Below are 25,895 nucleotides of genomic sequence, written 5' to 3'. Positions count from 1 at the left end.
ATTTAAACAGTGCCAAAAACAAGGAGGTTAATAGTATTCTCTCAAAGAGAGCGCGAAATTATACGTATTTACAGCAATATATGCAATACACGTGAAATCAAGGCTCTCATTAAAATGAGTGTGCTATATTTAATTTGATAGGGGAACTGGAACCCCAACACTTTCGGAGTGACACATGGCTTGTATGAAACCGCTGCTGTTAACGATAACACTGTTAACATTATCTTCTGCTGTTAATGCGGACTTTGTATACAAGTGTAAAAGCTCAGAAGGCAGGAAAGTATTTAGCGGTTTACCTTGTGGACCAAATGCCACTAGAGAAGAATACAGAAACCTTGCACCCGCCCGTAAAGTGGCTGAAGACTTACCTCCTCGACAAGGAGAACTACTTAACGGCACAGCGACCACCAAAGAAGGAATGCAAAAGCCTAACGACAAAGGCTCAAAGAAAAAGTAACAGCGTCAATAAACATTAACGCTGCTGTCGCTTTACTTACCTACCTCTATAATTTCGTGACTATGTGTAATTTCTACACCGCCACGCTCAAGCATCAGAGAAGCAGAGCAATACTGTTCTGCAGATAACTTAACCGCTCGTGCCACCTGCTTTTCTTTTAAACCACGGCCACTAACAATAAACTTGACGTGAATTTTAGTAAAAACGGCGGGTACAGCATCCGCTCTTTGTGCAGAAATTTCGGCAACACAATCAACAACATCTTGTCGTGTTTTTTTCAAAATACCGACTACATCATAACTAGTGCAACCGCCGAGCCCTAGCAGCATCAGTTCCATTGGGCGTGGGCCCGCTTTTAGCTCTCCATCCAAGGTAATATCAAAACCAGACCCGGTGGTTCCTTGAAAGCGTACATCACCATCCCACTTAACTGTTGCATTCATCGTCACTACACTGCTCCTTAACTGAAAAGCTCTTTTAATTTTTCGCCCGGGTCATCCGCACGCATAAAGGTTTCACCTACTAAAAAGCTGAACACCTTATGATCTCGCATTGCTTTTACATCTTCACGCGTCAGTATTCCACTTTCGGTCACTACGATACGGTTATCCGGAATCTCTCGCAATAAATCAAACGTATTGTCTAGCGTGACTTCAAAAGTATGCAAGTTCCGATTATTGATACCTAGCATCCTGTTATCTAATCGCAGCGCTCTTTCCAATTCGTCACCGCCATGCACTTCCACCAGCACATCCATACCCAACTTATGAGCAATGCGATTTAGCTCCTGCATCTGCGCATCTTCAAGTGCTGATACGATGAGAAGAATACAATCTGCACCAATAGCTCGAGCTTCAAATACTTGGTATGGATCTACAATAAAGTCTTTACGAATCACAGGCAGCGAACATGCCGCACGCGCTTCTTTAAGATAAGTTTCATGCCCTTGAAAGAAGTCCGCATCGGTGAGTACTGAAAGACAACTCGCGCCGCCTCGCTGATAGGATTTAGCGATATCCGCCGGTATAAAAGGATCTCTTAACAGTCCTTTAGAAGGGCTCGCCTTTTTAATTTCAGCAATAACTGCAGAGATGCCGCCAGCAATGGAATGAGCCATCACATTAGTGAAGCCTCTGGGCTTCATATCTTCATCATTTAACTGATTTTTGATTTGCTTTTCTATGTCACCCAAAGAAACTGTTGCATTTCGCTCTTCAATTTCTTCGAATTTACGCTGTAAAATTTTCTTTAAAATAGTAGGTGTATCAGACATTTTTTTACTCTTTAAATCCTTGGCCAAACTCTACCAGTTGAGCCAGTTTATTCGCAGCAGAGCCATTAAGCATTGCCTCTTTAGCCAAAGCCACCCCTTCTTTCAGAGTAGCTGCCTTATCGGCCGCATATAAAGCAGCGCCAGAATTAAGCGCAATCATATCAATAGCTTTTGCATTGTTGCCTGCAAATGCGGCTTGAATTAGCGCTAAGCTTTCGGCTGAACTCCCTACTTGCAAGCCTTCCAACGACTGCCTATGCAACCCGGCATCTTCTGGCACCAAGGTGTACTCAGTTACTTCACCTTGTTTTAATTCAGCAACTTGAGTTTCACCTGCTAAACTGATCTCATCAAGCCCTTCCGCTGCATGCACTACCAGTGCATGAGTTGCCCCTAATGCCTTCAACGCCTCAACCATAGGCCGACATAATGCCTTATCAAAAACACCTAACAAATAATGCTTAACACCAGCAGGGTTGGTTAACGGACCTAAAATATTAAACAATGTACGAAGCGCCATCTCTTTTCGTGCGCCTATCGCATATTTCATTGCACTATGATGCTGAGGAGCAAACATAAAGCCAACACCCACCTCATCGATACAACGTGCTATCTGCTCAGGAGTGAGTGATAAATTAACGCCCGCAGCTTCTAATAAGTCAGCCGAACCCGAACTTGATGAAACCGAACGATTGCCATGTTTAGCAACATGCCCTCCCGCTGCAGCTACAACGAACCCACAAGCAGAAGAAACATTAAATAAGTTAGCACTATCTCCTCCGGTCCCTACAATGTCCACTGCATGGGGAGCGCTTATAGAAACAGGTACAGCCAAAGAGCGCATAACACTTGCAGCAGCAGTAATTTCATCGACTGTTTCGCCCTTCATACGTAAAGCGATTAACAACCCTCCTATCTGAGCATCTGTTGCTTGCCCAGACATTATTTGGTGCATTACAGCCTGCATCTCATCGATAGAAAGGTCACGGCGCTCAACAACTACCGCCAATGCCTGCTTAATATCCATCAAAAGCTCCTTTCTCTTATTATTAACGGCGTATTTATTGTTACCGACGTAAAAAGTTAGCTAGCAGAGAGTGCCCCTGCTCAGTCAAAATAGCCTCAGGGTGGAACTGCACACCTTCAATATCATACTCTCTATGCCGCAAGCCCATAATCTCATCGACTGCCCCCACAGAGTTCTCGGTCCAAGCTGTCACTTCGAGACAATCCGGTAGTGAATTTTTTTCAACCACCAGCGAATGATAACGCGTAACATCAAGCGGTCGATTTAAGTCTTTAAAGACGCCCACAGAGTGATGATATATTGGTGAGTTTTTTCCATGCATCACCTCTTTAGCCCGCACAATCATACCACCAAAAACTTGCCCAATACTTTGATGCCCTAAACAGATGCCTAATATAGGAATTTTGCCCGCAAAATGCTCAATAGCAGCTAAAGAAATACCCGCTTCATTGGGAGAACAAGGTCCTGGAGATATAACTAAGTGAGTAGGGCTAAGCGCTTCAATTTGCTCCAAGCTAATCTCATTATTACGATACACTTGAACATCAGCACCAAGCTCACCTAGGTATTGCACAATATTAAAGGTAAACGAATCAAAATTATCAATCATCAACAGCATATATAGTCCGACTTTCCACACAGACTCAATGCTATTACAAGGTCTGAAAAATAAACTTTAACACATTTAGCTTGAGTGAGTGCACTCACTAACACCTAAAGCACGACAATAGAAATAGACGTTGAAATGCCAAACATACCACTCGCTAATATCAGTGAGAGTTATCTCTTGCACATATCTAAGTACCGCAAATAATGATACTCTTATCGTTTAATTCAACGTCCATTTTCAGCCCTTATGCACTCAGCTTCCTTAGATTAATACTGTTCGGCGAAAGCATTAACTTGTGCATAAACCGAACTAGTACCATCTTTTTTCAATAGTAGAACAGCGTATGGCGACAGCCTGTCTCCCACCTCCATTCCCGGACTCCCCACAGGCATGCCAGGGACTGCTAAACCAATCGCATCAACAGGCTTATTTGCTAAAAATTGATTAATATACTTAACAGGAACATGCCCCTCAAATACATAACCTTCAGCAGAAACCGCCGTATGGCAAGAACGGTATCTAGGTAAAACACCTAGTTGACTTTTGATCTCACTCAAGTTCCCAGGGTGAATTGAGTCAACATCAGCTCCTTGCTTTTCAAGATACTCTATCCAACTGGTACAACAACCACATGCTGGGCTCTTATACACATTAAACACCTTATTATTATCCACTTTTTGCGCTGTTTCTACAGTTAACTCGGTAAGCTCAAAAGGCTCACTTGAATCGGAACAGGCAGTAAGTAATAAAGTAGAAATAAAAATCAATACAGAAATAGTTTTTGAATACATCACAGCTCCTCCAATAGGGCTTGAATTCACCCTATAGCCATTAATTATTAGTGCGCTATTTAAATTTGAGCGCACCCACTGCTGCCGACAATAGCAGCTAGGCAATTAAAAAAATAAGGATTATAAGTAAATGGGAGGCCGGTCTTGCCGCACGGTTCGTGAGAGCAACTTCTGAGAAATCACAGGATAATTTATAAAAGAAATACTATCAGCTATTGAGGTGCATGCAGAGTGAATACAGTTATTAAAACAGGAGCATTGAGCAGAGCAAACCTCACACCCTTCACAGTCCACCTGACTTTCACATAAATCAGAAATGAGCCCCTCGCATACTTCATTCTGGGAATGCTCGAGCACCAGCACAGAGTTGGCAGATAAATGAGCAACAAAAACCACTAGCAACAGAACCACAACAGTTAATGGATTAGCCTTATAAAGCATTGAATACCCTACGAAATAGATCGTTAAACTATAGCGGAATCAAAAACCTAGCAATGTAATGATAAAGTTTAATACGTGATAACGAAAGGTCTTAGTGGTATATCAAAAGATTGGAAAGAGCATAGAGATACAGCGCTCACACATGAGAGCGCTGCAAGAGCGTTATTACGCGCGCTTAATCCGCCTACTCATTAAAGCAAACAGACTCAAACCCAGCAAACTCAAGGTACCCGGCTCTGGGACAGCGTTAACACCAATGCGTGCTACTTCAAAGCCCACTTGTGTGAAGTCTGCTTCAGCGAAATTATTAGCCGCTGTACCAACAAAATTACCCGCCCCGTTCGTGCTGCCAAGCAGAGGGCCTAGACCGCTATGCAGAGCGATAGGATTATTGGTATCGGTTGACGCGCCACCATTAGTAGAGAAAGCAGCGCCCAAGCCATTATTATCCTCAGTTCCAACATCGTAAACTTGAGAGCCTAACACTGTTAAGTCGAGCCCTAAAAAGTAGCCTGCGGCATCAAAAATCTCGATACTCTCGGCATTTCCGATGAAGGCATCATTGGAGGGAATAACCATCGAAGCAAAGCTAAAATACCGGTTGGCTACTGGATCTAGCTCGAAGGACAACGATGCCGTCTCACCTGGATCTATAATAGGGGCACCAGCAAAGCCAGCAGGTCCAAAGATGACACCGTCAACACCGCCAGAATTCAGGCCTGAAGGGTCACCTTCTTCAGCAAGGTCTTCCAAGCCCTGACTGGCAAGAGCGCCACTATCAAATAGATCAAAGCTACCATCATGAAAGCCGACCCACAAAGGAGTCAGATACAAACCGTTGTCAACGCTTAAATTATCGATAGAGACCGTAACCTGCAAGGCATTGGCGTTTGCGCTGGCGAGCAGAGCTAGCAAAGCAAGGCCCGTAGCCCCGTTGCGTAGGCGCGTTGTGCGCTGTTTATTCGTGAACATGAATACTCCTAATTTCTGCTAATTTCTCAGGCACATTAGGCGCCCAAACCCTTGCGTCAAATGGCACCTTTCGAGTCCACGAGCAAGAAAGTTTAAGTTTAGGAGTCAAATCTCACGAAAGTATCACCAGCGAATAACTTTACTGTGATGCTGATTTACAGGATTACTCGATTGTTCAGTAATATGGGTTAGCAATAACAGGGGTACACGAAGGACTTAACTGCGGGGCAAAGAGCTACAACCTAACTCTTCACCATTACAAAGATTGGCAATGTGCCCCTTTTAATACAGCTGGCGCACCTAAACGAACTGATACACTTCCACGTAAAGCTAATAGAGTCAGCCCTGGCGCATCAGAGTTTACTTTAAAACCTTGATCCATTAATTCTTTTACCTTCCTTCGTCTTTGCTTAGCACTTTGCGCACCCAGCAAAACCACAATTAAGCGATTATCATCTTTCAACGCTGATGCTACTAAGTTGTATCCAGAGCCGCATGTATAACCTGTTTTAAAGCCATCAGCACCAGAGTAGGAATTTAGAAAACCGTTATGTGATACAAATGATTTCCCTTTATATTTGAGTGTACGGTTAGAAAAGAAATGGTAATACTCTGGAAAATCTAACAACAACCTTCTCGCTAAGATTGCCAAGTCACGAGCACTGCTCACCTGCTCTGCATCAGGAAGCCCTGTTGCATTTTTAAACAAGGAATCTCGCATGCCTATTTTCCGAGCTTCCTGGTTCATTTTGATGGCAAATTTCTTTTCAGTGCCACTTATCGCTTCAGCCAAAACCACAGCCACATCATTAGATGAAACTGTAGCTAAGGCTTTAATGGCTTTTCTTACTGTAATTTTCTCCCCTTTTAGCACACCCAATTTCATCGGAGGTTGCTTCTGTGCCCTTATCGAAACATTCAATGTGCCATTCAGTGATAACTTCTGTTTTTTTAAAGTCTGGAACGTGAGATATAGCGTCATCATTTTAGTTAGCGATGCGGGATACCAAGGCGCATCAGCATCTAACTGCTTAATAACCGTTCCTGACTTCGCCTCTACTACTATGTAAGGCGCATCAGCTTGTACATTAAGAGTAAAAAAAACCAAAAGAGTGCATAAAAAAGCCACCATCAGGGCTTTACGGCTATTTCCTGTAGTACACATGCTTTTTATCTTCTATTAACAATAGCTTCAACCAAGCTCGTTACGCTTTTTAGAAGGATCAACCTTTACGACTCCATACAAATTGACATCAGTACTTTTTATGACAGCACTTTCTTGCCCTAAAGATCGTTCAACCCAACTTTTAGCCTGCGTGAAGACAGCAGGCTTAACAAAGTACAACGCCGCAACCGCAATAATGGCAATAATGGCAACGGAGGCAACTAACAGCCCAAACCGACCACTCGAATCATGGGAAACAGGAGCATGTGTTACCGGCCTTTCAACCGTTCTATCGAAAAATTGAGCATTCTCTTGAGAGGAATCAGTAACAGTAAGGTTTTCATCACTATTTACTCCAGCCCCATATGATTCACTTTCAGCAATAATCGCTGGTTCCTCAACAACACAAGGTTCTGGCTCTGGCTCTGGCTCTGGCTCTGGCTCTGGCTCTAAAGCTGACACGGTAGTTTCATAAACATCTTCAGCGTCAAACTCATTTCCTGGCGGAATTCCCGCCGGTAATAAATGCTCATTACGTAGCTCTGAAATCACCAACTCAGATGCCCTAACGCCAATCTCATTTAACTCTTCTAAGCTGCCGTATAAAAACAAACGACTACAAATCAAGTTAATTCTTCTTGGAATCCCTTGGCTGTACTTAAAAATAATAGGAAAAACAGCTTCACTTATCGCTGGATCATTTTTCCACCCAGCGATCTCAAGACGATGCTTAACGTATTCTTTCGTTTCACTTTCCAATAAAGGTTTAAGGAAACAAGTAGCTACAAGTCGCTGATGTACTTGCTCCATTTCTGGACCATGAATTAGGTCCTGCAGCGCCTCTTGACCCAGTAAAAAAATCTGTATTAACGGGACGCTATTCAATTGAATGTTGGTTAATAATCTCAACTCTTCAAGTGCAGAAATAGAAAGCCCTTGTGCTTCATCAATAATCAATAAAGCACGACCACCATTTTTATGATTACTAATAAGCATTTCTGACATACGCTGCAACAGAACTGCTTTATTACTTATCTCTTCTTTAATGCCAAAAGAGTATGCAACCATGCGCAGCAGATCATTAGCCTCCATCTGAGTAGAAACCAACATAGCCACTTTTACACTACTAGTAGATTCAAGACTATGAACCAAATCATTAACCAGCGTGGTCTTTCCGGTTCCTGGCTGACCGGTAATCATTACAAAGCCTTCAGCACGCTCAAAAGCATATTGCATATAGGCACGAGCACGAGCAAAGCTCTTATGCCCATAACAGAAACGAAAATCAGAACTTAAACGAAATGGCTCTTCTGTAAGGTGATAATAAGCTTCATACATCAGTATTATTCCATAACCTGAAAACATCATTAGCGATATATCGCCACATATAATTCATTTACTTCGCCCCTGAAATAGCATCCAGCTGTAAACTACGAATCGGACTTGAGCCGCCGAGCCTGAACGAGTAATCTTTAGCATAGCATTAAGAAGATTCACAGACACTTAACAAGGCTTTATATTCTACCTTATTCATATAGAATCTAACTTCCAAATAAAAATTAAATCATTCTAATTTAAATATAGCTTTATGGTTTTATAGTTACCCGTTCTGGAGATCAGATGTACGAAGAACATTATGGCTTAACCGCAGACCCCTTTCGTCTGACTCCGGATGCAAGCCTTTGCTTTTTACACCCTGGGTTCCAGAAAGCGAAAGCATCAATGAGTTACGCCCTGCATCGCCAAGAAGGCTTTGTTCTAATTACAGGACTACCAGGCACGGGGAAGTCCACTCTCATTTGCGATCTCATCGAACACCTACCTGAAACAATTACGTTCATCCAAATCACATCATCACAACTGATAGCCGAAGACCTGCTGTGCTTAATTTGTCTGAACTTCGGTCTTTTCCCTGAAGAAGGCAACAGTGCCAAACTATTACACTCGCTTCATCGCTACTTTTTAGAACAGCAGAAAAAAGGCAAACATACTTTACTAATTATAGACGAAGCCCAGAACCTCTCAGAAAAAGCTCTTGAAGAGTTAAGACTTCTCACTACTCTTCAAACGACAAACAAGCCGCTATTACAAATCTTTCTTATCGGACAAGAAAAACTTCGCTCAACCATCGCATCCGCAAGTCAAACACAGTTACGACAGCGCATTACCGCTTCGTATCGTATGCGCCCTTTAAACGAAATCGATACTAAAGAGTATATTCTATATCGTCTGGCGCACTGTAACTGGCAGAAAAACCCCGAATTTGATAGCAAAATTTTTTACTATATCTATCGATTCAGTAACGGCATACCCCGAATAATAAATCTTATATGTAGCAGGCTTTTTTTGCACGGCTGGTTAACAAAAAGAAGCTATTTTGAAATACAAGACTTACACACCATTATTCACGAACTCGTTCAAGAGCAACTTCTTCCAATAAGCAAAAGCCTTGCTGAAGCATAAATACGTTAACAAAAAGAAAAAGGATTTACATCATGACCGAGCAAACAGAAGTAGAAGCGAGTACCGACTTCATTGATAGCGTCTTAAGCCTATCGCACTTTTTACACAACCACGAAAATATTGACGCATCACTAAATGAGCTAGCTGAACTCTTGGCAAAAACCTTAAAAACAGAAAACTGCTCGATTATGCTACTCAAAGACCAACATACAGATGAATCTTTTCCACTGCGTATACACGCCCACTCCGGTTCCCTACCTGATAGCGCTTACACCAAACCTACTTCAGCATCAGGTATCTCTGAGCATGTTGCTCGCTCCGGCAAACCTTTGCTAGTTCCTGATATAAACAACAGTCAGTTTTCTGCATCAGCCCGACAAAAAGGCGGGTTCATATCGCTACCTATTTGGACAGATAAAGTTGTCATAGGCGTCATAAACATCAGCAAACCATCAGACAATCGTATTTTTGCAGAATCTGATCTTGAACTAGCAACCATTCTTGGAATGTTTGTTGCCAAGTCCATCCAAACTCTTCATTTACAATATATCCTCAGGTCTAAATTTGCGATTGCCGCACTTGAACGAGAACAAAATGCACAAAAACAACCTATCGGTGATTTTACTCAAAACCCAAAAAAGGTTGCCAAGATTCTAGCTAAAGGCTTTTATCACGAGCTTTGCCATGCAGGGATTGAGTCAGACCATATTATTGTTGCGGTATCGGAAATCATTACATTATTAAATGAGCAGCTTGAGAACAAAAAGCAGTAAAATTAGAGGCCATTCAACACAAGCATAATAGAGCTTAAGCTGCCGAGGATTCTTTTTCGTTAGGTGAAATAAAAGCCTTATGAAAAAGATGCCTGATTAGAAGCCCAAATGGCATTCTCAGGTAATGCCCGCGGATAAAAAGAAGCTTACGCGCCAAAGCAGTACCAACCAACCGCGCACTATTGTGTGGCGGCATAATGACACGATCAAACAATACATCCATAAAACCTGCCGTGAGCACAGGAGTCCACTCCAGTTCACAGGAAGTAACGACATCTAACGGAATAGGGGTATTAAACATACGACGACTATACCTTAAGGCGTAGTATAGAGGCTGTATAAGATCCATCTCCCGCCCTCTAATCAAAAGAGCCTGCCAGTCGAACTCACGCATCAATACGTCCCTTATTAGCCCATCAAAATCTAATAGATCTCTAAAAGCATGATCAAACTCAGTATCCATGAACAAGTGAGTAGCACTGTGCAGCAACATATCAATGTCAGATAATGCCCAAACACCGTCTTCGACTTCTTGCGAGCCTGCAAAAAGATTGCTAGCTACCGGCTTAAGAGAAGCAGTCAAAGGTAAAATAGTATGATGAATATCAATAACTGTGTGCCGCTTAACATGCACTAGCGGAGGAATCTCATGCATCCAATCCCGATAATAACGCTGATCATAGGCACTTTGATTAGAGCTCGCCCAGCCATGCCATTGAAGCGCGGCTTCTAACCTATCAATATTGTCCTTTGGAACTAAAAGGTCAATATCAGAAAACGTCCTTCCCTTAGCACAAGGCTTATCAGAAATAACGTAGGCAGCCCCTTTCAACAAAATGAGCTTCACCCCCAAAGAGGCAAAAACCGGAAGGAAACGTTTAATTTCAGAGCGCGTATCACGTAGATATTTTTCTGAGACTATCGAGGCAGCTTCAAGATGCCACATAACAGACTTAGGAACATCAATCAGTTGCTCCCTCTGCTCAAGTCGATAGTAAAGCATGCTCAAAACATGCGTACTACGCCCTTGCTGGATGACCAAATTCCACTGAGTCAAAGAGACATCTTTAGCTGCGCAGTCTCCAGTAAGTAAACTGCACAGCACTTTAAATTTATTAGCCATCATGAAACTAACAACTCTAATTGAGATATTGCATCATTTAAATCACTGTAGGCAAGCTCATAAGCATCAGATTGCTGTACTAGATTAGACAACGCATGAAAAGCATGGGACCCAAGCAAGTGATAATTAAATGCATTCTCAACCAAAGACATATAAGCATAAGCTTTTTCTTTACTTTTCAGCTGCAATGCAGCACCAGCTTGATATTGCGGGAAAAGCACAATTGCCGCCTCTGCCTTCTCAGATGAACGCTGCACGCTCTCAGCAGGAGGCTTCACATGAGCTACCGAACCTTTTAGCGTATCAGTACAGATATGACCAAATACTGATTCTGGCCAGAATTCTTGAATAACTTGTATAGACTCATTTTTAAGACTCATGGGTTTTGGCAATGGCTGAAGCATTGAGTTCTTAGTAGAGATCATTGTCAATTCATCAGACAATAAGCGCCAACCACGAGCAACAAGAGCAGTACACAGGGTACTCTTACCAGAACCTGAAGGTGCTGGCATAATAATGGCCTTATTATTTTTTTCTACCGCTGCAGCATGCAAAATCAAGTACTGATGTGCGTGCGCTGACACGCACCAGTTAATACCCCACTCTGCTAATGCCGGGGATTGGTTCAAAGACAAGGGGGTAAAAGGTACATTTCCATTAAACGTAAACTCAACCAAGGGCTTAACCCAGCCACGCGTTCCTGACTTTCGCGAAATCTGTATAGGAAAATCAACAAACGCTCTATCTTGATCAATTATCGCATCGGGGTACAACTGATAAATATGAGCAGCTACCAATGGGAGAGAGGATCGAATATGGCACCAAAAAGGCCCTACATTCAATCTCAAACCGTCACAAGCTAGCTGATCGGCACATTCATCCACTGAAAAATCAGACACTATCATTGGATTTTTTTAATAATTCCCTGGCTGATCAGCAACATTAAGTACTCTTTACTGCTATCCATAGCCACATTTCCTTGCGCAGATACACAAAAAATAGTTTCTTGAATTAACTGCAATATGTCCGCCTCTTGCTCACCAGCTACAGAAATTCTCTTTAAGAGAGAAACTATGGAAGCACTTAACATGTGCAAACCATCACTTTCCTGCTCATGAACAACAGACATATCACCAAACTCAGCAATCAAGGCCGAGGATAAGTCTATAGCAGAGTTATAGATCACCATAGACATTCAATCCACCACCCTTACTAGTGCTAATTACTCTGCATAAGTATCGAAATACCCTTGCATGGTAAGACCAACGCCATTAGGGTCTGTATCCCAGAACACTACCTGCCCTGTTTCTGGAAGCGTATAACCACTTCCATTCATCAGAGCGCTGAAGATATCAATAACCTTGCTCTCAACGACGGATGTTCCGCCACTAACGAGACCTAGTGTTATTTTCCCAGAAGCCGCATTCAACAAAGCCGCTACAGCATGAGATTCAATACTAGAATTCGGTTTTGTAAGCAATACTTCTAATAATGATGCGTCAGGAGAAAGGGCAGCTGAAAAAATAGCATTAAAACTCTGCGGACCACGACAGTAAACCGTACTAGCAGTATCTACATAATATCCTACATAAGGATACCCTGCAGTTGTCGCTATAGTTTGACATGCTGCTTGTTGTGCCGGATCGGAGGTTTGCGCACCAATACTAGAATCTGCCACATAGGGTGCCGGCCAAGAGCCTGGAGAAGCCGCCCACGTTGACGGGCGAGCTCCAGCCAAAGCGCTACATGCAGGGTCACCCGGGTGGTGAGAAGCAAATGTTGCCGAATTAAACGCAGAAGGGGCACACAAAGCACCACCCCACGCGGTACGACTAGACATGCTCAAAATAATTGGAGCAGCAACACCAACACCAAAAATACGTCGGCGTGATGAATCAACACCCGATGATTCGTGACCAGTGCTTACCTTTTGATCTGTAAGCAATTCGTCATTTTTCGGACGATCCATTTTATCCTTCATCTGAGTAGCCCTACTGTTAATCTGTTAAGTAATGCAATTCTAAAAATGCATTCATATATAAACATACGTTCTGCAAAAAGCATGCCCTAAAACCCTAAAGCATGATTCATAAGTACTTTTAACTATTATCCTGCATAAGGTGACAACATCAAACGCTACGCTGTAAAAAATACTGACGTCAACACAGGACATTAGTATGACATCGTTTGAAACTCGTTGCCTATGCAAATAGAAATATCATAAGACCGCTTTAGCCATCGAACAACACTTCTTCTTAATGCCCATCAGTTTAGCACTTGTTCTATGTACATAATCTTAAACATGTCTGATTTATATAAGATTAATAAACTTTTTCAAACCACGTGCTACAATTTAATCCGTTAAGAATAAGCAACCTGATGTCCATACATAACCAGCTATTTATTGAAAACAGTTTACCCTAAAGCTGAGTAACACAATATACAAATACTTCAGTTCCATTAACCTACCAGAGAAACAGCTATGCTCGACAATGTCGGTTTTTATAGTTACTTATTTGCTTGCGTAAGCTATCTACTACTCGGCATCGTATTACTCTCATCATCAAAAGCTGACAAATCTGGTTTACCCGTAAAAGCAGCAACCATAGCAACCTTTATCTGGGCAGCCCTAATAGCTTTTTCTTACTTCTCAACAGAAGTACCTCTACAAGCTATACAGATAACAGAGATCTTACGCGATGTTGCTTGGTGCTTTTTCTTACTAAAAATAATCTCACCGAATAAGAATTCGACCAACATTAGCTCATCTATAGCTACTAGGTTAATAAACTCTCCATTACTTCTGATAAGCATAGTATTTATTCTGAGCTGCATGATTTTACTCATGAGCAGCTCAACCCTAGGCGAGCCATCCGAAAACCTAAAACATGACATCCCATTAATTGCCTGGATGGTATTCTCTATAATCGGCTTGTTACTCATAGAGCAGCTTTATAGAAACTCATCCAAAGAGCAGCACTGGTTTCTTAAACATCTATGCTTGGGACTAGGAAGTATTTTTGCCTATGATTTTTTTATTTATGCAGATGCCCTTCTCTTTAAGCACTTGGATCAACAGCTTTGGGATGCTCGCGGCGTGATCAATGGCATCGCAATGCCGCTGATCATGATATCCCTAACAAGAAACCCTAACTGGTCACTTAATTTACAAGTTTCGCGTCAAGTGGTCTTCCATACCGCCACATTAACAGGGGCTGGGTTCTACCTTGTACTCATGTCAGGAGCGGGTTACTTCATTAGATACTATGGCGGCACATGGGGTTCAGTATTACAAATAACTTTTCTTTTCGGAGCTGGACTGCTTCTTTTCATATTACTATTTTCAGACAAGATTCGCTCTAGTGTCCGCGTCGTCCTCAGCAAGCATTTCTTTAGCTACAAATATGACTATAGAGAGGAGTGGCAAAAGTTCACTCACCAACTTTCCGAACACGAACTCGAAACTCCCGAACGAATTTGCTCAGCCATTGGCTCCTTAGTACAAAGCAAAGGCGGTGTTATCTGGGGAAGAAACGAACATTCAACTTATCACCTACTTACCAATTGGGATATGGCAGCCCCAGCAATAAGCGCCTCACATTTACTCGAAATCAGCGAGTTTTTTGAACGAACAGAATGGGTGATTGATTTTGATGAATACAAACTAACTCCAGGCATATACGACGACCTAAATCTTCCAACAAGTTTATTAGACATACCAAATGCATGGCTAATGGTCCCCTTACTCTTTAATGCAGAAGTTTATGGCTTTGTACTCGTAAAACACTCTGATATCCAAAAGAATATAAATTGGGAAGATCGAGACCTACTAAAAATTGCCGGCAAACAAGCAGCCAGCCTTTTAGCACAATACCAAGCAAGCCAAGCACTTATACAAGCTCAACAGTTTGAAGCATTCAATCGCTTATCTGCCTATATTGTTCATGACCTGAAAAATATTTTAGCCCAACAATCACTCATCGTTTCCAATGCAGAAAAGCACAAACACAAACCCGAGTTTGTAGATGATGTCATCCTAACGGTACGCAACTCTGTCACAAGAATGACCCGACTAATGGAACAAATGCGCAATGGAATGCGTGGCACAACTCCCGTACCCATTGATATTAAACAATTACTTAAAACGGTCATTCAGCGCTTTAGCACACGCCTACCTATGCCAAAACTCATTGATACAGAGTTACAAGCTTTTGTCTTTGCCGATAATGAACAACTATCAAATGTCTTTAGTCACATCATCCAAAACGCTTTAGAGGCAACAGAAGAACATGGAAGTATAGAGATCAATTTATGCTGCTCTCCTTCTAGTGCTATTATTGAAATCAAAGATAGTGGCTGCGGTATGGATGAAAACTTTATTCAACACAGATTATTCAAAGCCTTTGACTCAACCAAAGGCTTAACAGGAATGGGCGTCGGCGCCTTTGAAAGCAGGGAAGTAGTTCGCTCTCTTGGTGGTGATATCCAAGTAACAAGTTCACTGGGTAGCGGAACAACATTCCACATTACACTACCATTACACAACCAAACCCCATCCTAAATACAAGATGCGCAAATAAGGAACTATTATATGAATGGATCTAAAAAAAACCTGCTTATCGTTGAGGATGATGAAGGCTTGCAAAGCCAGTTACGCTGGTGCTTTGATGGTTTTGAAGTCGCTATTTGCGGCACAAGGGCTGATGCCATTACACAATTACGACGCCTTCAGCCTGGAGTAGTTCTCCTTGACTTAGGACTCCCTCCTGATCCTGGTGGAGTGACTGAAGGCTTCGCTACATTGAAAGAAATATTATCGTTAACTCCTGAATGTAAAGTTATTGTGGTCACAGGGGATAACGACCGCACTAACGCGGTGAAAGCGATAGCACTAGGTGCTTATGACTTTTACCAAAAACCCGCTGATCCTGAAATATTAACCCTTATTGTAGAAAGAGCATACAGAGTCTACCAGTTAGAAGTTGAAAACAAACAACTACAACAAAGCCATCACAGCATGCCATTAGATGGAATCATTGCTGCAAGTGCCCCTATGCTCAAAGCATGCAGAACAATTGAAAAAGTTGCTCCATCTGACATCACCACATTGCTTTTAGGCGCAAGCGGAACTGGTAAAGAACTATTTGCTCAGGCCATCCACAAACTAAGCCCTCGCGCTAATGAGAAAATAGTTGCTATCAACTGTGCAGCTATTCCTGATAGCTTACTTGAAAGCGAACTTTTTGGTCATGAAAAAGGAGCTTTCACTGGCGCTACCAAACAAACAATAGGAAAAATCGAACTAGCCAACGGCGGGACACTTTTTCTCGACGAGATAGGAGATCTACCTTTTGAGCTACAAGCGAAACTTCTTCGTTTTTTTCAAGAGCGTATTATTGAAAGGGTTGGTGGTAGGGTGGAAATCCCAATTGATGTGCGCATTGTATGCGCGACACACCAAGACTTAACAACACACATAAAAGAAGGGCGCTTTAGAGAAGATTTATACTACAGAATCAGCGAAATAACCGTTCAGATACCTTCGTTAAAAGACAGAGAGGGCGACGCTCTTTTACTTGCAAAGTCTTTTTTGACACGACTAAACAAAGAATATGGTAAGACCATTAGAAATTTTGATTCAGAAGCAATAGCAGCAATTGAATCTTACAACTGGCCTGGAAATGTGCGGGAAATTGAGAGTAAAATCAAAAGAGCCGTCATAATGGCTGATGGCGCATACATAACAACTGAAGACTTGGAGCTTTGCTCAGAAGACGCCGATTACGCCCCACTAAATCTGAAGCAAATAAGAGATGAAGCAGAAAAGAAAGCAATCAAAAGAGCACTACACCATGCTGACTTTAGCATTTCAGATACAGCAAAAGCACTTGGAATCACACGCCCTACTCTTTACAGTATGCTAGACAAGTACAATCTACACCCTAAAACATAATAGCTAAACTGCTTTGCTTTCGACAAGGAAGGCATCACTACTTTCCTTGTCGATACGTACTTAAATATTAGCGAGAACCCTTCTTAAACAAAACCACTTCTACAGTCTGGATCAGAATATACATATCCAGAAAAATACTATGGTTTTTAACGTAATACAGGTCGTATTCGAGCTTTTGAATAGAGTCTTCATCCGAAGCCCCATAGGGATAACACAGCTGAGCCCACCCAGTAACACCAGGACTCAATCTATGCCTTTCTTCATACAAGGAGTTCAAATGATTCAACCTTGTTACAAACTCAGGCCTTTCTGGCCTTGGCCCTACTAGACTCATATCGCCGGACAATACATTCCATAATTGTGGCAACTCATCAAGTCTATACTTACGGATAAAATTACCTACTACGGTAACCCTAGTATCATTTTCCGTAGCCCAACGAGCTTTACCATCAGCTTCAGCATCTGTTCTCATGCTTCTGAATTTAATTACATCAAACGGGCGACCATTTCGACCTACGCGTTTTTGCCGATAAAGAATATCTCCAGAACCAAGGCTTTCAATATAAATAGCCAGAGCAGTCAACAACATAAATGGAGAGAAAACCACCAACAAACCCAAACTAACCATCACATCAACTGTGCGCTTCTTGAATGCACGAAACATATCTGGAGAAAAGCCTTTAGCAAATATAAGCCACCCTGGCTGCAGCAAGTCTAATTGAATTAACCCTCTTTCTCGTTCAAAGAAGTCCAGCATGTCAATTACATCTATGCCGCTCATCCTGCAATCTAAAAGCTCTTTAACAGGAAATTTCACACGTCGATCATCTAATGCGATGACAATCTCATCAATATCATTTGATACTGCGTAATTGCGGATACAATCACCGGGAGAGACTATTCTTTCTTTCGAAACCAAACTCTCATCTGCTGGATTCAGCTGAATGAAGCCTAATAGATTTACACCTCTCATATCCGCCTTACGGCGCAACTTATCAATATAAGAGGCTCTATCACCTGTACCCAATACAAGAACGCGACGCCGTAAAAGCTTGCCATCAACAAAGTTATAAAAAAGCGCTCTAATCAGCATCAACCCAGCAAGTGAAACCAAAGCTGTAACAGGTAAAACTGCATAACCACCGTAGGTATATGGGAAAAAGTAATTAATTATAATAGTTAATGTAATACCAAAAACAATAGCTACGACAAGACGCGACAGCACACCAACCAAACACTGCCTTTGGCGAGTATCATACAAGCCCATTGCTGAAAGGCTCAAAGATAACAAAACTGCTGGTAACAGCACACTGGCCGCCAACCCTGTCAATGTCTGGTTAACACTGCTATCAGCAAAAGAAACATGAACTAAATAGCTCCCCACCCCTAACAAAATAAACTCGAGCAGCGCAAGCAACAAAAACTGAGCATGCACATAGTGTCCAAACACTCTGAACTTCCCATGGCAAAAATGCAGCTTCACTCGTTTAGCCGACGCTCTTGACTCTCTATTATCAGATAACGAATCAGATCTACCATAACGAGCATTTACTTTATCCATGAAACTTTCCTAATTTTTTAAACAATTACACTTTGCATCGTATGTTTTTTAATAAAAAGACAACTCGTGATGCTAGCCAAAAAACTCTAACCAACACTCATAAGCCACTCCGGCTTCTCAGCACAAACCAAACCACTCAGGTGCATTGAGAACGAACAAATCACCAGCTTAACTCTCTTCTTACATCCATCTTCGCACTGATTTTAAAGCCTTTTATCAGGTATTGTAGACCGTCTTTCTTAGTGCAAGCATAGAAATTATAGACATAATTTCCATGCACACACCTTTAATTACTATATTTTCTTACATTCCCCATATTGAACTTATAAGCTACTCAGCAACTTACGAGCAACCCCTCGCCCTGCGAAGGCAACCTCAGAGTATTCTTCGCTAAGAATTTTCGTGAGTAAATTCTTAGCTTTAGGCGCCTCTCCTGTCTCCAAAAGCGTTTGAGCCAAATGCAACTGAATATCCAAATTGCCAGAGTCGATAACCAAAGCATTTATAAATAAAGTTTTGGCTTTATCAAACTCTCCTTTTTTAAACAATATAGTACCAAGTGTATCTATTATCTTGGGGTTATCAGGTATCAACTCTAATGCTTTCTCGGCGTAAGCTTCAGCCTTACTTAACTCTCCACGCTGCATTAGCAACCAAGATAAATTGTTATTAGCTACGGCGTTATTCGGTGTGAGCACCAGTAAATTTGTGAACTGCTCAATTGCCCCATCAACTTGCTTATCTGCTAAATAATAACTAGCTAATACATTAGTATTTAGAACATCCTTCGGAAACCGCTCTAGCCAATTAGACAGTGTTGATATAGCTTCAGAACGCTTCTCCTGCTGCCACAACGCAGAGGCGAGTTGCACATTAACCTGACTACTTTCTCGTGTAAGAAGTGTCTCTTTATACAGCAAGGCCGCTTTATTAAACTGTTTATCAGTAAAAGCAATTTGTGCTTCAAACTCTTTTAAGTAAGAGCTTTCTGGAGCAACTTTTAACAAGTCCTTAGATATAGATTGCGCATCACTAACATCACCTGCTTTAAGAGCCGCTCTCCCTTTAATCAACAGCGCGCCAAAGTGATCAGGATCTAGATCAAGCACTTTATCAACTGCGGCAAGAGCAAGGTCAAACTGGTTTATGTTTGTATACAGTTGAGCCAAAGCAAAATATGGAGAGGTCTTTTCTGGTGAGATTTGAATCGCTTTTTTATAATGTTCAACAGCTTTTTCTTGTTGACCACCTCTTAATCTCGCATTACCTGACAATATGTATAGATCCGAACTATCCTGTCTTAAGGTAAGCGCATCATCAATAACAGCCATCGCCTTCAAGGGCTGTTTATTTTTTAAATAAAACTCAGACAACACCATTCGTGGTCGTAATGCATCAGGATGGCTTTCAATTGCAAGGTCAAGTCTACGAGTAGCTTGCTCTACGCCTCCTGATTTTTGGTCTAATATAGCCAACTCAATTAAAGAGCCTAAGTTTTCCGGGTGATATTTAATAACACTCTCATGAACTTTACTTATTTCACTAGCACTTGCACCTTTACGCGACAAAAGAGATGCGAGATTATGACTAGCATTAGGGTTACCTGGCTCAATCACTAAAGCATTTAAGAAAGATTTTTCGGCTCTCTCATAATCTTTCATCATGACGTAGCTCAACCCTTCAAAGGTAGCGCCATTAGGGTTCTCTGGATGTTTTTCGGCTAAACTCTTAGCATGCTTAAGCGCAAAATCTGCTTGATTGTTTTGCAGGTAGGTTAAAATAAGTGCTGTTTCTGTTTGTAACGCATCAGGGGCTTTATCTAGAGCAGTCAGAAGCTCTGCAATCACTGCCTCACGATCCCCCTCTTGAGATGCTATAGAAGCCTGCCCTAAATAAACCCTAGGATCGTCACTATTTAAACCTGCTGCCAACTTTAGCAAACGCTTACCAAGCTCATTCTTATTAGTTTTCAGCAGCGCAAGGCCCGTTGAGGTTAGCAACTGACTGTCACTTTCTTTGAAAGCATCACCTTTAATACCAGATAAACTTTCTGCGGCATCATCAACAAGATCAAGCTTAAGAGAAATAGCGGCTTTTAATTTTAATGAGTCTACATGAGAGGGGTTACCTGTTAAAACCTTGTTTATCTGGCTTAATGCAACTTCATATCTCTTTAACGAATAATACGACGCAGCCGCAATATAGAGAATTTCAGGATCGCCTTCTATTTGCTGCAAGCTAGCCTCTGCATGCTCTGCTGCTTTCTGAAAGTTTTTATTAAAGAAATCTATTTTTGCTTGTAAAGCATTTGCTTCAGGATGATTTGCAGCCGTTGATAAAACCATTTTCAACTGCTTACTTGCTAGGTCAAGTTGCTGGTTAGCCATTAAAGCTTTTGCCAAAAGCAGATTTGCTATCCCAACCTGAGGCTGTATTTGAATAATTTTTTCAAAAGACTTAATGGCGGCTGGATAATTCTTTTCAAGAAAAAGCAAGTTACCTTGCAAAACCAAACCCTGAACGTGGTCAGGATCTATCGCAAACAGTTGCTCTAAATTTTTTGCAGCTAAATCTGGCTTAGAAAGGCTAGCCTGCAACTGAGCTTTAGCAAACAGCACGGTTGTATTTTCAGAATCAAGTTCAGAAGCCTCAAGTAGCAACCTACTCGCTTCGTCAGCTTCCCCATGAAAAATTTTAACTTGCGCTTCAAGAGCAAAAGCCTCGGCAACAAAAGCAGAAGACCAACCATCTTTTACAGACAGGACATTCTGAAGCTTTTCAAACTTTCGATATTGTAGAAGGACTTTCGCAAGAGCTATGCTTATTTCAGGGTTTTCAGGCTCCAAAAGATACGCGTCACTAATCTCTTTCTCGGCAGCAGGCAAATTCCCTAAACTCAGATAGATATTACCTAAAGCAAACCTAGCATTCGCGTCACTTGGATTGTCTTGAAGAACGTTTTTCAAAGTAATTACGGCACTACGTGCCTTACCTTGCTGTAAATACTCGTTCACATCTTGCATATACTCAGGCTCAACACTTGCCGCTGCAAAATGAGAAACCGGTAACGTAAGAAAGCCACATAAAAGCAACGAGGTGATTGCTTTGCGCTTGAACTGGATAACCGGCTTATTGTCATTCATCTTCAAAATCCATCTCCTAAATCACTACAATGTACTGACTATTGATATACGTTATGTGTTTTCATATCACGTATGCAAAAGAGCTAATATTCCTGCATCACCAGATGCACATAGATTCGGGCTATCATAACACTGGAGTGATCGATTTTCGCTACCTGATAGCTTCTTCTACCTCACGTATACTAAATGCCGATATTGTTTTCATAAGCTGCCTATCAATTAGCGCATAATACTTGAGGTTATATAAATAAAGGCTTAATCGATTCTGGCGATACGTAATAGGTGCATAGAAACCTATTTTTCATCGAGTATTTTCTTAATACGGCTGTACATGATCTTTTGTAAAGGATTACGATTACCAAAAGGTCACCAGCTTTTTTTAGCTTATTTAAGTAAGCATCAAAGTGCAGGCCTCTTAGTGCAGATACAATATCCCCTGACTCAATAGCAACTTGAGAACTTGCGTACAGGCAACTCCAGCGCTAATCGCTATACCCATTACTGCTGAGGGAACCTTTTTTCATTTAGAAAGTTAACAAAAACCTACCAACGATAGTATTTTCTCTGCAAAACTGCTGCCCCCCTCATGATGAAATAAATAATTTGATCCTCGAAACCCAAACCATCTAGAACATGCATTCCCAACTCCCAGTAGGATAATCTGCAATTTAGGTAAGTCTAATTCATAACATCGAGCAAAAAATCAAAGCTGTATCTCTAAGGTAATAATACCCAAGCTATCAACACTTTCCAAAAAATCACCTGAATTGTCACGAGTGATATTTTTATCAAACAAGTCAATATCAAGGCCAGGGTTGATATCCTGGCCGCTACGGCACTACCCAACAACTAAACTCTGAATCGCTTTACAGAAGCTCTTCTTATTTGTATAAATTACTTTCGAGCAAAAACACTATGGATGGCACGATGCATGAAAGGAACATTAGCAAATAATTTTCAGGAATATTTCACTGTCAACTTAGCCTTCAACGATGAACTTAAAAAACAGAGCTTTCGTACACGATTTAACGTCTATTGCAAAGAGTTTAATTATGAGGCTGCTGAAAATTTTCCCAACGAAGAAGAAAGCGATGAATTTGACCTACGCTCTCTACACTGCCTCATCAAGCACAAAGCGTCAGGAAAAACAGCAGGCTGCGTAAGACTGGTACCTACTAATTTTAACGAATCCCAATCACTGCTTCCTTTTGAAAAACACTGCGGTGCCAACCTAGACGCGGAGTTTATAGAGAAGCTAAATTTAGATAGAAATAAAATTTGCGAAATTTCTCGCCTAGCCGTAGATGGAACCTTCAGACGACGTACCAACGAAACTACTGACCGATTCGGAAACGCACAACAGTTTCAATTTACTGATGAAGAACGAAGGCACTTCCCTTTAATTGCTGTTTCCGCATTTCTAGCGGCCACTTCGCTTACAACACTCTCTGAACGCACTAATGTTTTTGCTATGATGGAGCCTTTTCTACCCAGATTATTAAAAAGGTCAGGTATCATATTTCAAAAAGCCGGCGAGGATATAGATTACCATGGAACAAGGGCTCCATATTTTATTAGAACTGAGTCTGCAATAGAGAACATGAAGCCTGAACTCAAAGAGCTTTATGACGCAATTCACAACAGCATAAGCAAAGACTACACACCAAATATGTAGAACTATCTAACCAAATAAATCAACAGTTGAAAACTGAGTTGGCCTCACACTAATAGCAAGTGCAAAATTTGCTTCTACGACAAATTGTCCTACACTAATTTATAAATATTAAATACTTTATAAATTATCATAATGTTTATATGTGGTGGTGCTATCTTCCTAGTAAGCAGCACATTTAACAAACCTAGCGACGAATCAATGAGGCCAAATGTGGATAACAACAATATTGAACGTCGACGTGCAGTTAGGTTACGTAGAAGCAACCTGATTGATAGCCTCGACAGTTGCGCGATTACTTTCAAAATAGCCCAATCAACAGAAGAAATTGAAAAAGCTTACGAACTAGTTTGGGACTCTTATGTCCAAGCAGGACTTCAGAGTGATACAGGCGACAAAATACGTTTCACCAAATATCATTTATTACCCAACACTCGTATTCTGATTGCGGTTTATCACCCTGAGCTAGACAAAGAAAAACCAGATTTCTCCAAATTCGATGAAGGAAGCATAATAGTTGGTACACTAACTATAGTTACAGACTCATCTGTAGGCTTACCTATGGAGGAGATTTGTGGCAACAACATCAAACAACTACGAAAAGAAGGTCATCGTTTAATAGAAGTTACCTCACTTGCTATCAACCCTGACTATCGTAAGCACAATATTGCTATGTACTTGTACAAACTAATGTTTGAATTTGTGAGGCATAAAAATGCAACAGATGTTGCCTGCTCAGTCACCAAGAAGCATTTAAGTTTTTACAGAAGAATGCTGCTATTTAGACCAATTGGTGAAGTAAAAAAGTATGCAGCAGCTAATCAACTTGAAACACAATGCCATATTTTAAACATACCTGAAGCAGAATCTGCAGCTGAAAAAGTTTACAACTCTGACCACTTTGACGCTAATTTATTCACATTCTTCTTTACTGACACGCCTGAGGCAAACCGCCTTAAGGGTGAAGGAGTAGCGCAAACAGCGGAGCAACTAAAGTATTTTTTATCTGAGCGCACTCAGATGCTCAGCCAGCTAGATGAGCCAACAATGAATTTACTGAGAGAAGAGCATAAAAAATCTTCTTCCGTCTTTCCTTTCTGATTAAAGCAATTGGTGCTTTATAGGGAACTTACATAATGAATACCTATTACGAAACAGCTGTTTGCAGAAATCTCGGCCTTGTTAATCCAGACGAACAACAAAAGCTCCTCTCCAGCCGCGTTGCTGTTGCAGGTTTAGGAGGGCTTGGCGGAATCAATCTACTAACTCTAGTAAGGATGGGCATAGGCGCATTTAATATAGCTGATCTAGACGAGTTTTCTGCTGCCAACTCCAATAGACAAATTGGCGCGACGAGCAGCACTGTAGATAGAAAGAAAACAGAAGTTCTAGCCGAAATGGCAAAAGACATACACCCCTCCTTATCCATGGAGGTTTTTAACGAAGGTGTTCAACCTGAAAACGTACACGCTTTTTTGAAGGATGTTGATGTTGTTATTGATAGTATCGATTTTTTTCAAATGGAAGCAAGGCGCCTGCTCCACAAAACTGCAAGGGAACTAAAAATACCAGTTGTATTTTCTGCACCACTTGGATTTTCTGGAACATTACATATATTCACGGCAGACTCTATGAGTTTTGATGAATATTTTGATATCGATGACGAGATGGATAACTACAACAAACTAGTAGCATTTGCTGTAGGCCTATGCCCCCGAGGCACGCACTGGAAATACATGGACTCGTCAAAAGTTGATTTAACTTCACAATCAGGCCCTTCGTTATCAAGCGCATGCAATATAGCTTCAGGCTTGCTCACTACAGAAGCTCTTTGTCTACTACTCAATAGAGACGAAAGACAAGTGAAGGCAGCACCTCATTATACTCAATTTGATCCTTATAGAAGAATATACCGCACAGGGTATCTTAGATTTGGTAATCGCGGGCCTATACAGAAACTAAAAAAATGGCTAGTAGCACGCCAGTTTAGAGATCAGGCCGACGCACTAAATCAAAAGTAACACAAAGGAATATAATAATTGGCACTAATAGAGCCAACCACTACTAAGCCGACACTAGCATATGTCGGCTTTTTTTATGAACTTACCCACCAGCAACCCTGAAACATATGCAAAAGCAGAAATCACAAAGAGTAAAACAACAGGCATAAAAAAGCCCCGAAGAAAACTTCAGGGCTCTTTACAGTATTACTAAAATAGAGAGTAATACTTACCGTAGAAATTAAGCTTTTGCTTTAGCTTTACGTCTTGCAACACCACCCATACCTAACAAACCTAAACCAAACAATGCTAAAGCACTTGGCTCTGGAACGTTAAATACTGCATCCAAAGAACCTACGATTGACTGTGTTCCTGAAACATTGAACTGATCAAACTGCCCTGATTGGAAAGATACATTGTAGAAAGGAATAGGAGCAGTAAAGAAATCTTTACCTGCAGCTGTAAGATTGA

The 25,895-nt window shown here is 41.3% G+C and carries 23 protein-coding genes; 8 read left to right on the top strand and 15 right to left on the bottom strand.

Features of this window, described 5'->3' with window-relative positions; genetic code table 11:
- The first annotated feature begins 175 nt into the window (after positions 1-175).
- Entirely contained in the window at positions 176-457 is a 282-nt protein-coding gene (locus tag G511_RS0111245; RefSeq protein WP_028469696.1) for a DUF4124 domain-containing protein, read from the top strand.
- Between the two features lie 32 nt (positions 458-489).
- Here G511_RS0111245 and G511_RS0111240 read toward each other — a convergent pair whose 3' ends face one another.
- From G511_RS0111240 to G511_RS23870, 8 genes are all read right to left on the bottom strand, one after another.
- On the bottom strand, positions 490-900 hold the full coding sequence (locus G511_RS0111240) for an OsmC family protein (RefSeq protein ID WP_036551918.1): 411 nt from the start codon (positions 898-900) through the stop codon (positions 490-492).
- 17 nt (positions 901-917) lie between these two features.
- A complete protein-coding gene (gene trpC / locus G511_RS0111235) occupies positions 918-1,730 on the bottom strand; it encodes an indole-3-glycerol phosphate synthase TrpC (protein ID WP_028469694.1) in 813 nt (270 codons plus the stop codon).
- 4 nt (positions 1,731-1,734) lie between these two features.
- Positions 1,735-2,757: an anthranilate phosphoribosyltransferase gene (gene trpD, locus G511_RS0111230; protein WP_028469693.1), complete on the bottom strand. Its 1,023-nt coding sequence runs from the start codon at positions 2,755-2,757 to the stop codon at positions 1,735-1,737.
- A gap of 40 nt (positions 2,758-2,797) precedes the next feature.
- Positions 2,798-3,376 (bottom strand): aminodeoxychorismate/anthranilate synthase component II, encoded by a 579-nt coding sequence (locus G511_RS0111225; protein ID WP_028469692.1) that lies wholly within the window; start codon positions 3,374-3,376, stop codon positions 2,798-2,800.
- A gap of 257 nt (positions 3,377-3,633) precedes the next feature.
- A complete protein-coding gene (locus G511_RS0111220) occupies positions 3,634-4,158 on the bottom strand; it encodes a DUF411 domain-containing protein (protein ID WP_028469691.1) in 525 nt (174 codons plus the stop codon).
- A 606-nt stretch (positions 4,159-4,764) separates the two neighbouring features.
- Entirely contained in the window at positions 4,765-5,571 is an 807-nt protein-coding gene (locus G511_RS22690) for a spondin domain-containing protein (protein ID WP_051221934.1), read from the bottom strand.
- 256 nt (positions 5,572-5,827) lie between these two features.
- A complete protein-coding gene (locus G511_RS22685) occupies positions 5,828-6,736 on the bottom strand; it encodes a D-alanyl-D-alanine carboxypeptidase family protein (protein ID WP_051221933.1) in 909 nt (302 codons plus the stop codon).
- A 27-nt stretch (positions 6,737-6,763) separates the two neighbouring features.
- A complete protein-coding gene (locus tag G511_RS23870; protein WP_051221932.1) occupies positions 6,764-8,074 on the bottom strand; it encodes an ExeA family protein in 1,311 nt (436 codons plus the stop codon).
- A 282-nt stretch (positions 8,075-8,356) separates the two neighbouring features.
- Between G511_RS23870 and G511_RS22675 the strand changes: the two genes are divergently transcribed.
- Together G511_RS22675 and G511_RS0111195 are read left to right on the top strand one after the other, a co-directional pair.
- On the top strand, positions 8,357-9,199 hold the full coding sequence (locus G511_RS22675; protein ID WP_051221930.1) for an ExeA family protein: 843 nt from the start codon (positions 8,357-8,359) through the stop codon (positions 9,197-9,199).
- Between the two features lie 32 nt (positions 9,200-9,231).
- Complete coding sequence (locus G511_RS0111195) at positions 9,232-9,972, top strand: GAF domain-containing protein (RefSeq protein WP_051221928.1); 741 nt, start codon at positions 9,232-9,234, stop codon at positions 9,970-9,972.
- A 34-nt stretch (positions 9,973-10,006) separates the two neighbouring features.
- Here the strand turns inward: G511_RS0111195 and G511_RS0111190 are convergent, their stop codons facing one another.
- The 4 genes from G511_RS0111190 to G511_RS0111175 are packed head-to-tail and all read right to left on the bottom strand — an operon-like array spanning position 10,007 to position 13,076.
- On the bottom strand, positions 10,007-11,098 hold the full coding sequence (locus tag G511_RS0111190; protein ID WP_028469689.1) for a nucleotidyltransferase domain-containing protein: 1,092 nt from the start codon (positions 11,096-11,098) through the stop codon (positions 10,007-10,009).
- Positions 11,095-11,994, bottom strand: a complete 900-nt coding sequence (locus tag G511_RS0111185; protein ID WP_211224900.1) for an HprK-related kinase A — start codon at positions 11,992-11,994, stop codon at positions 11,095-11,097. The genes G511_RS0111190 and G511_RS0111185 overlap by 4 nt, the downstream gene beginning before the upstream one ends.
- A 2-nt stretch (positions 11,995-11,996) precedes the next feature.
- Positions 11,997-12,290: a hypothetical protein gene (locus G511_RS0111180; RefSeq protein ID WP_028469687.1), complete on the bottom strand. Its 294-nt coding sequence runs from the start codon at positions 12,288-12,290 to the stop codon at positions 11,997-11,999.
- A gap of 27 nt (positions 12,291-12,317) precedes the next feature.
- Positions 12,318-13,076 carry a hypothetical protein gene (locus G511_RS0111175; RefSeq protein WP_156905203.1) on the bottom strand — a complete coding sequence of 253 codons (759 nt, stop codon included), beginning with the start codon at positions 13,074-13,076 and terminating at the stop codon, positions 12,318-12,320.
- Positions 13,077-13,577: 501 nt separating this feature from the next.
- Here G511_RS0111175 and prsK point away from each other — a divergent pair.
- Positions 13,578-15,656, top strand: coding sequence for an XrtA/PEP-CTERM system histidine kinase PrsK (prsK, locus tag G511_RS0111170; RefSeq protein WP_028469685.1), 2,079 nt, complete (start codon positions 13,578-13,580; stop codon positions 15,654-15,656).
- Between the two features lie 30 nt (positions 15,657-15,686).
- Positions 15,687-17,048, top strand: a complete 1,362-nt coding sequence (prsR, locus tag G511_RS0111165) for a PEP-CTERM-box response regulator transcription factor (RefSeq protein ID WP_028469684.1) — start codon at positions 15,687-15,689, stop codon at positions 17,046-17,048.
- A gap of 67 nt (positions 17,049-17,115) precedes the next feature.
- Here the strand turns inward: prsR and G511_RS0111160 are convergent, their stop codons facing one another.
- Positions 17,116-18,609 (bottom strand): TIGR03013 family XrtA/PEP-CTERM system glycosyltransferase, encoded by a 1,494-nt coding sequence (locus tag G511_RS0111160; protein WP_051221926.1) that lies wholly within the window; start codon positions 18,607-18,609, stop codon positions 17,116-17,118.
- Positions 18,610-18,932: 323 nt separating this feature from the next.
- Positions 18,933-21,752 carry an XrtA/PEP-CTERM system TPR-repeat protein PrsT gene (gene prsT, locus G511_RS0111155; RefSeq protein ID WP_028469682.1) on the bottom strand — a complete coding sequence of 940 codons (2,820 nt, stop codon included), beginning with the start codon at positions 21,750-21,752 and terminating at the stop codon, positions 18,933-18,935.
- Positions 21,753-22,683: 931 nt separating this feature from the next.
- Between prsT and G511_RS0111150 the strand changes: the two genes are divergently transcribed.
- The 3 genes from G511_RS0111150 to G511_RS22670 all read left to right on the top strand — a co-directional run bounded on the left by G511_RS0111150 (position 22,684) and on the right by G511_RS22670 (position 25,445).
- Positions 22,684-23,427, top strand: a complete 744-nt coding sequence (locus G511_RS0111150) for a PEP-CTERM/exosortase system-associated acyltransferase (protein ID WP_156905202.1) — start codon at positions 22,684-22,686, stop codon at positions 23,425-23,427.
- Between the two features lie 210 nt (positions 23,428-23,637).
- A complete protein-coding gene (locus G511_RS0111145; protein WP_028469680.1) occupies positions 23,638-24,525 on the top strand; it encodes an N-acyl amino acid synthase FeeM domain-containing protein in 888 nt (295 codons plus the stop codon).
- A 35-nt stretch (positions 24,526-24,560) separates the two neighbouring features.
- Entirely contained in the window at positions 24,561-25,445 is an 885-nt protein-coding gene (locus G511_RS22670) for a ThiF family adenylyltransferase (RefSeq protein ID WP_051221924.1), read from the top strand.
- A 220-nt stretch (positions 25,446-25,665) separates the two neighbouring features.
- Here the strand turns inward: G511_RS22670 and G511_RS22665 are convergent.
- On the bottom strand, positions 25,666-25,895 hold a 230-nt coding region (locus G511_RS22665; protein ID WP_036551915.1), incomplete at its 5' end, for a PEP-CTERM sorting domain-containing protein.

It is taken from the genome of Neptunomonas japonica DSM 18939 (genome assembly GCF_000422765.1).
Classification (GTDB): domain Bacteria; phylum Pseudomonadota; class Gammaproteobacteria; order Pseudomonadales; family Balneatricaceae; genus Neptunomonas; species Neptunomonas japonica.
Note: the sequence above shows the minus strand (reverse complement) of the source record. Positions and strands in the feature narration are given on the sequence as shown.

Excerpts from the sequence above, each read along its gene's own strand:
- prsT (WP_028469682.1), bottom strand. The coding sequence starts at position 21,752 with ATGAATGACAATAAGCCGGTTATCCAGTTCAAGCGCAAAGCAATCACC.
- trpD (WP_028469693.1), bottom strand. The coding sequence starts at position 2,757 with ATGGATATTAAGCAGGCATTGGCGGTAGTTGTTGAGCGCCGTGACCTT.
- G511_RS0111245 (WP_028469696.1), top strand. The coding sequence starts at position 176 with ATGGCTTGTATGAAACCGCTGCTGTTAACGATAACACTGTTAACATTA.
- prsK (WP_028469685.1), top strand. The coding sequence starts at position 13,578 with ATGCTCGACAATGTCGGTTTTTATAGTTACTTATTTGCTTGCGTAAGC.
- G511_RS0111150 (WP_156905202.1), top strand. The coding sequence starts at position 22,684 with ATGAAAGGAACATTAGCAAATAATTTTCAGGAATATTTCACTGTCAAC.
- trpC (WP_028469694.1), bottom strand. The coding sequence starts at position 1,730 with ATGTCTGATACACCTACTATTTTAAAGAAAATTTTACAGCGTAAATTC.
- G511_RS22670 (WP_051221924.1), top strand. The coding sequence starts at position 24,561 with ATGAATACCTATTACGAAACAGCTGTTTGCAGAAATCTCGGCCTTGTT.
- G511_RS0111240 (WP_036551918.1), bottom strand. The coding sequence starts at position 900 with ATGAATGCAACAGTTAAGTGGGATGGTGATGTACGCTTTCAAGGAACC.
- prsR (WP_028469684.1), top strand. The coding sequence starts at position 15,687 with ATGAATGGATCTAAAAAAAACCTGCTTATCGTTGAGGATGATGAAGGC.
- G511_RS0111180 (WP_028469687.1), bottom strand. The coding sequence starts at position 12,290 with ATGTCTATGGTGATCTATAACTCTGCTATAGACTTATCCTCGGCCTTG.
- G511_RS0111225 (WP_028469692.1), bottom strand. The coding sequence starts at position 3,376 with ATGCTGTTGATGATTGATAATTTTGATTCGTTTACCTTTAATATTGTG.
- G511_RS22675 (WP_051221930.1), top strand. The coding sequence starts at position 8,357 with ATGTACGAAGAACATTATGGCTTAACCGCAGACCCCTTTCGTCTGACT.
- G511_RS23870 (WP_051221932.1), bottom strand. The coding sequence starts at position 8,074 with ATGTATGAAGCTTATTATCACCTTACAGAAGAGCCATTTCGTTTAAGT.
- G511_RS22690 (WP_051221934.1), bottom strand. The coding sequence starts at position 5,571 with ATGTTCACGAATAAACAGCGCACAACGCGCCTACGCAACGGGGCTACG.
- G511_RS0111195 (WP_051221928.1), top strand. The coding sequence starts at position 9,232 with ATGACCGAGCAAACAGAAGTAGAAGCGAGTACCGACTTCATTGATAGC.
- G511_RS0111160 (WP_051221926.1), bottom strand. The coding sequence starts at position 18,609 with ATGGATAAAGTAAATGCTCGTTATGGTAGATCTGATTCGTTATCTGAT.
- G511_RS0111175 (WP_156905203.1), bottom strand. The coding sequence starts at position 13,076 with ATGAAGGATAAAATGGATCGTCCGAAAAATGACGAATTGCTTACAGAT.
- G511_RS22685 (WP_051221933.1), bottom strand. The coding sequence starts at position 6,736 with ATGTGTACTACAGGAAATAGCCGTAAAGCCCTGATGGTGGCTTTTTTA.
- G511_RS0111220 (WP_028469691.1), bottom strand. The coding sequence starts at position 4,158 with ATGTATTCAAAAACTATTTCTGTATTGATTTTTATTTCTACTTTATTA.
- G511_RS0111190 (WP_028469689.1), bottom strand. The coding sequence starts at position 11,098 with ATGATGGCTAATAAATTTAAAGTGCTGTGCAGTTTACTTACTGGAGAC.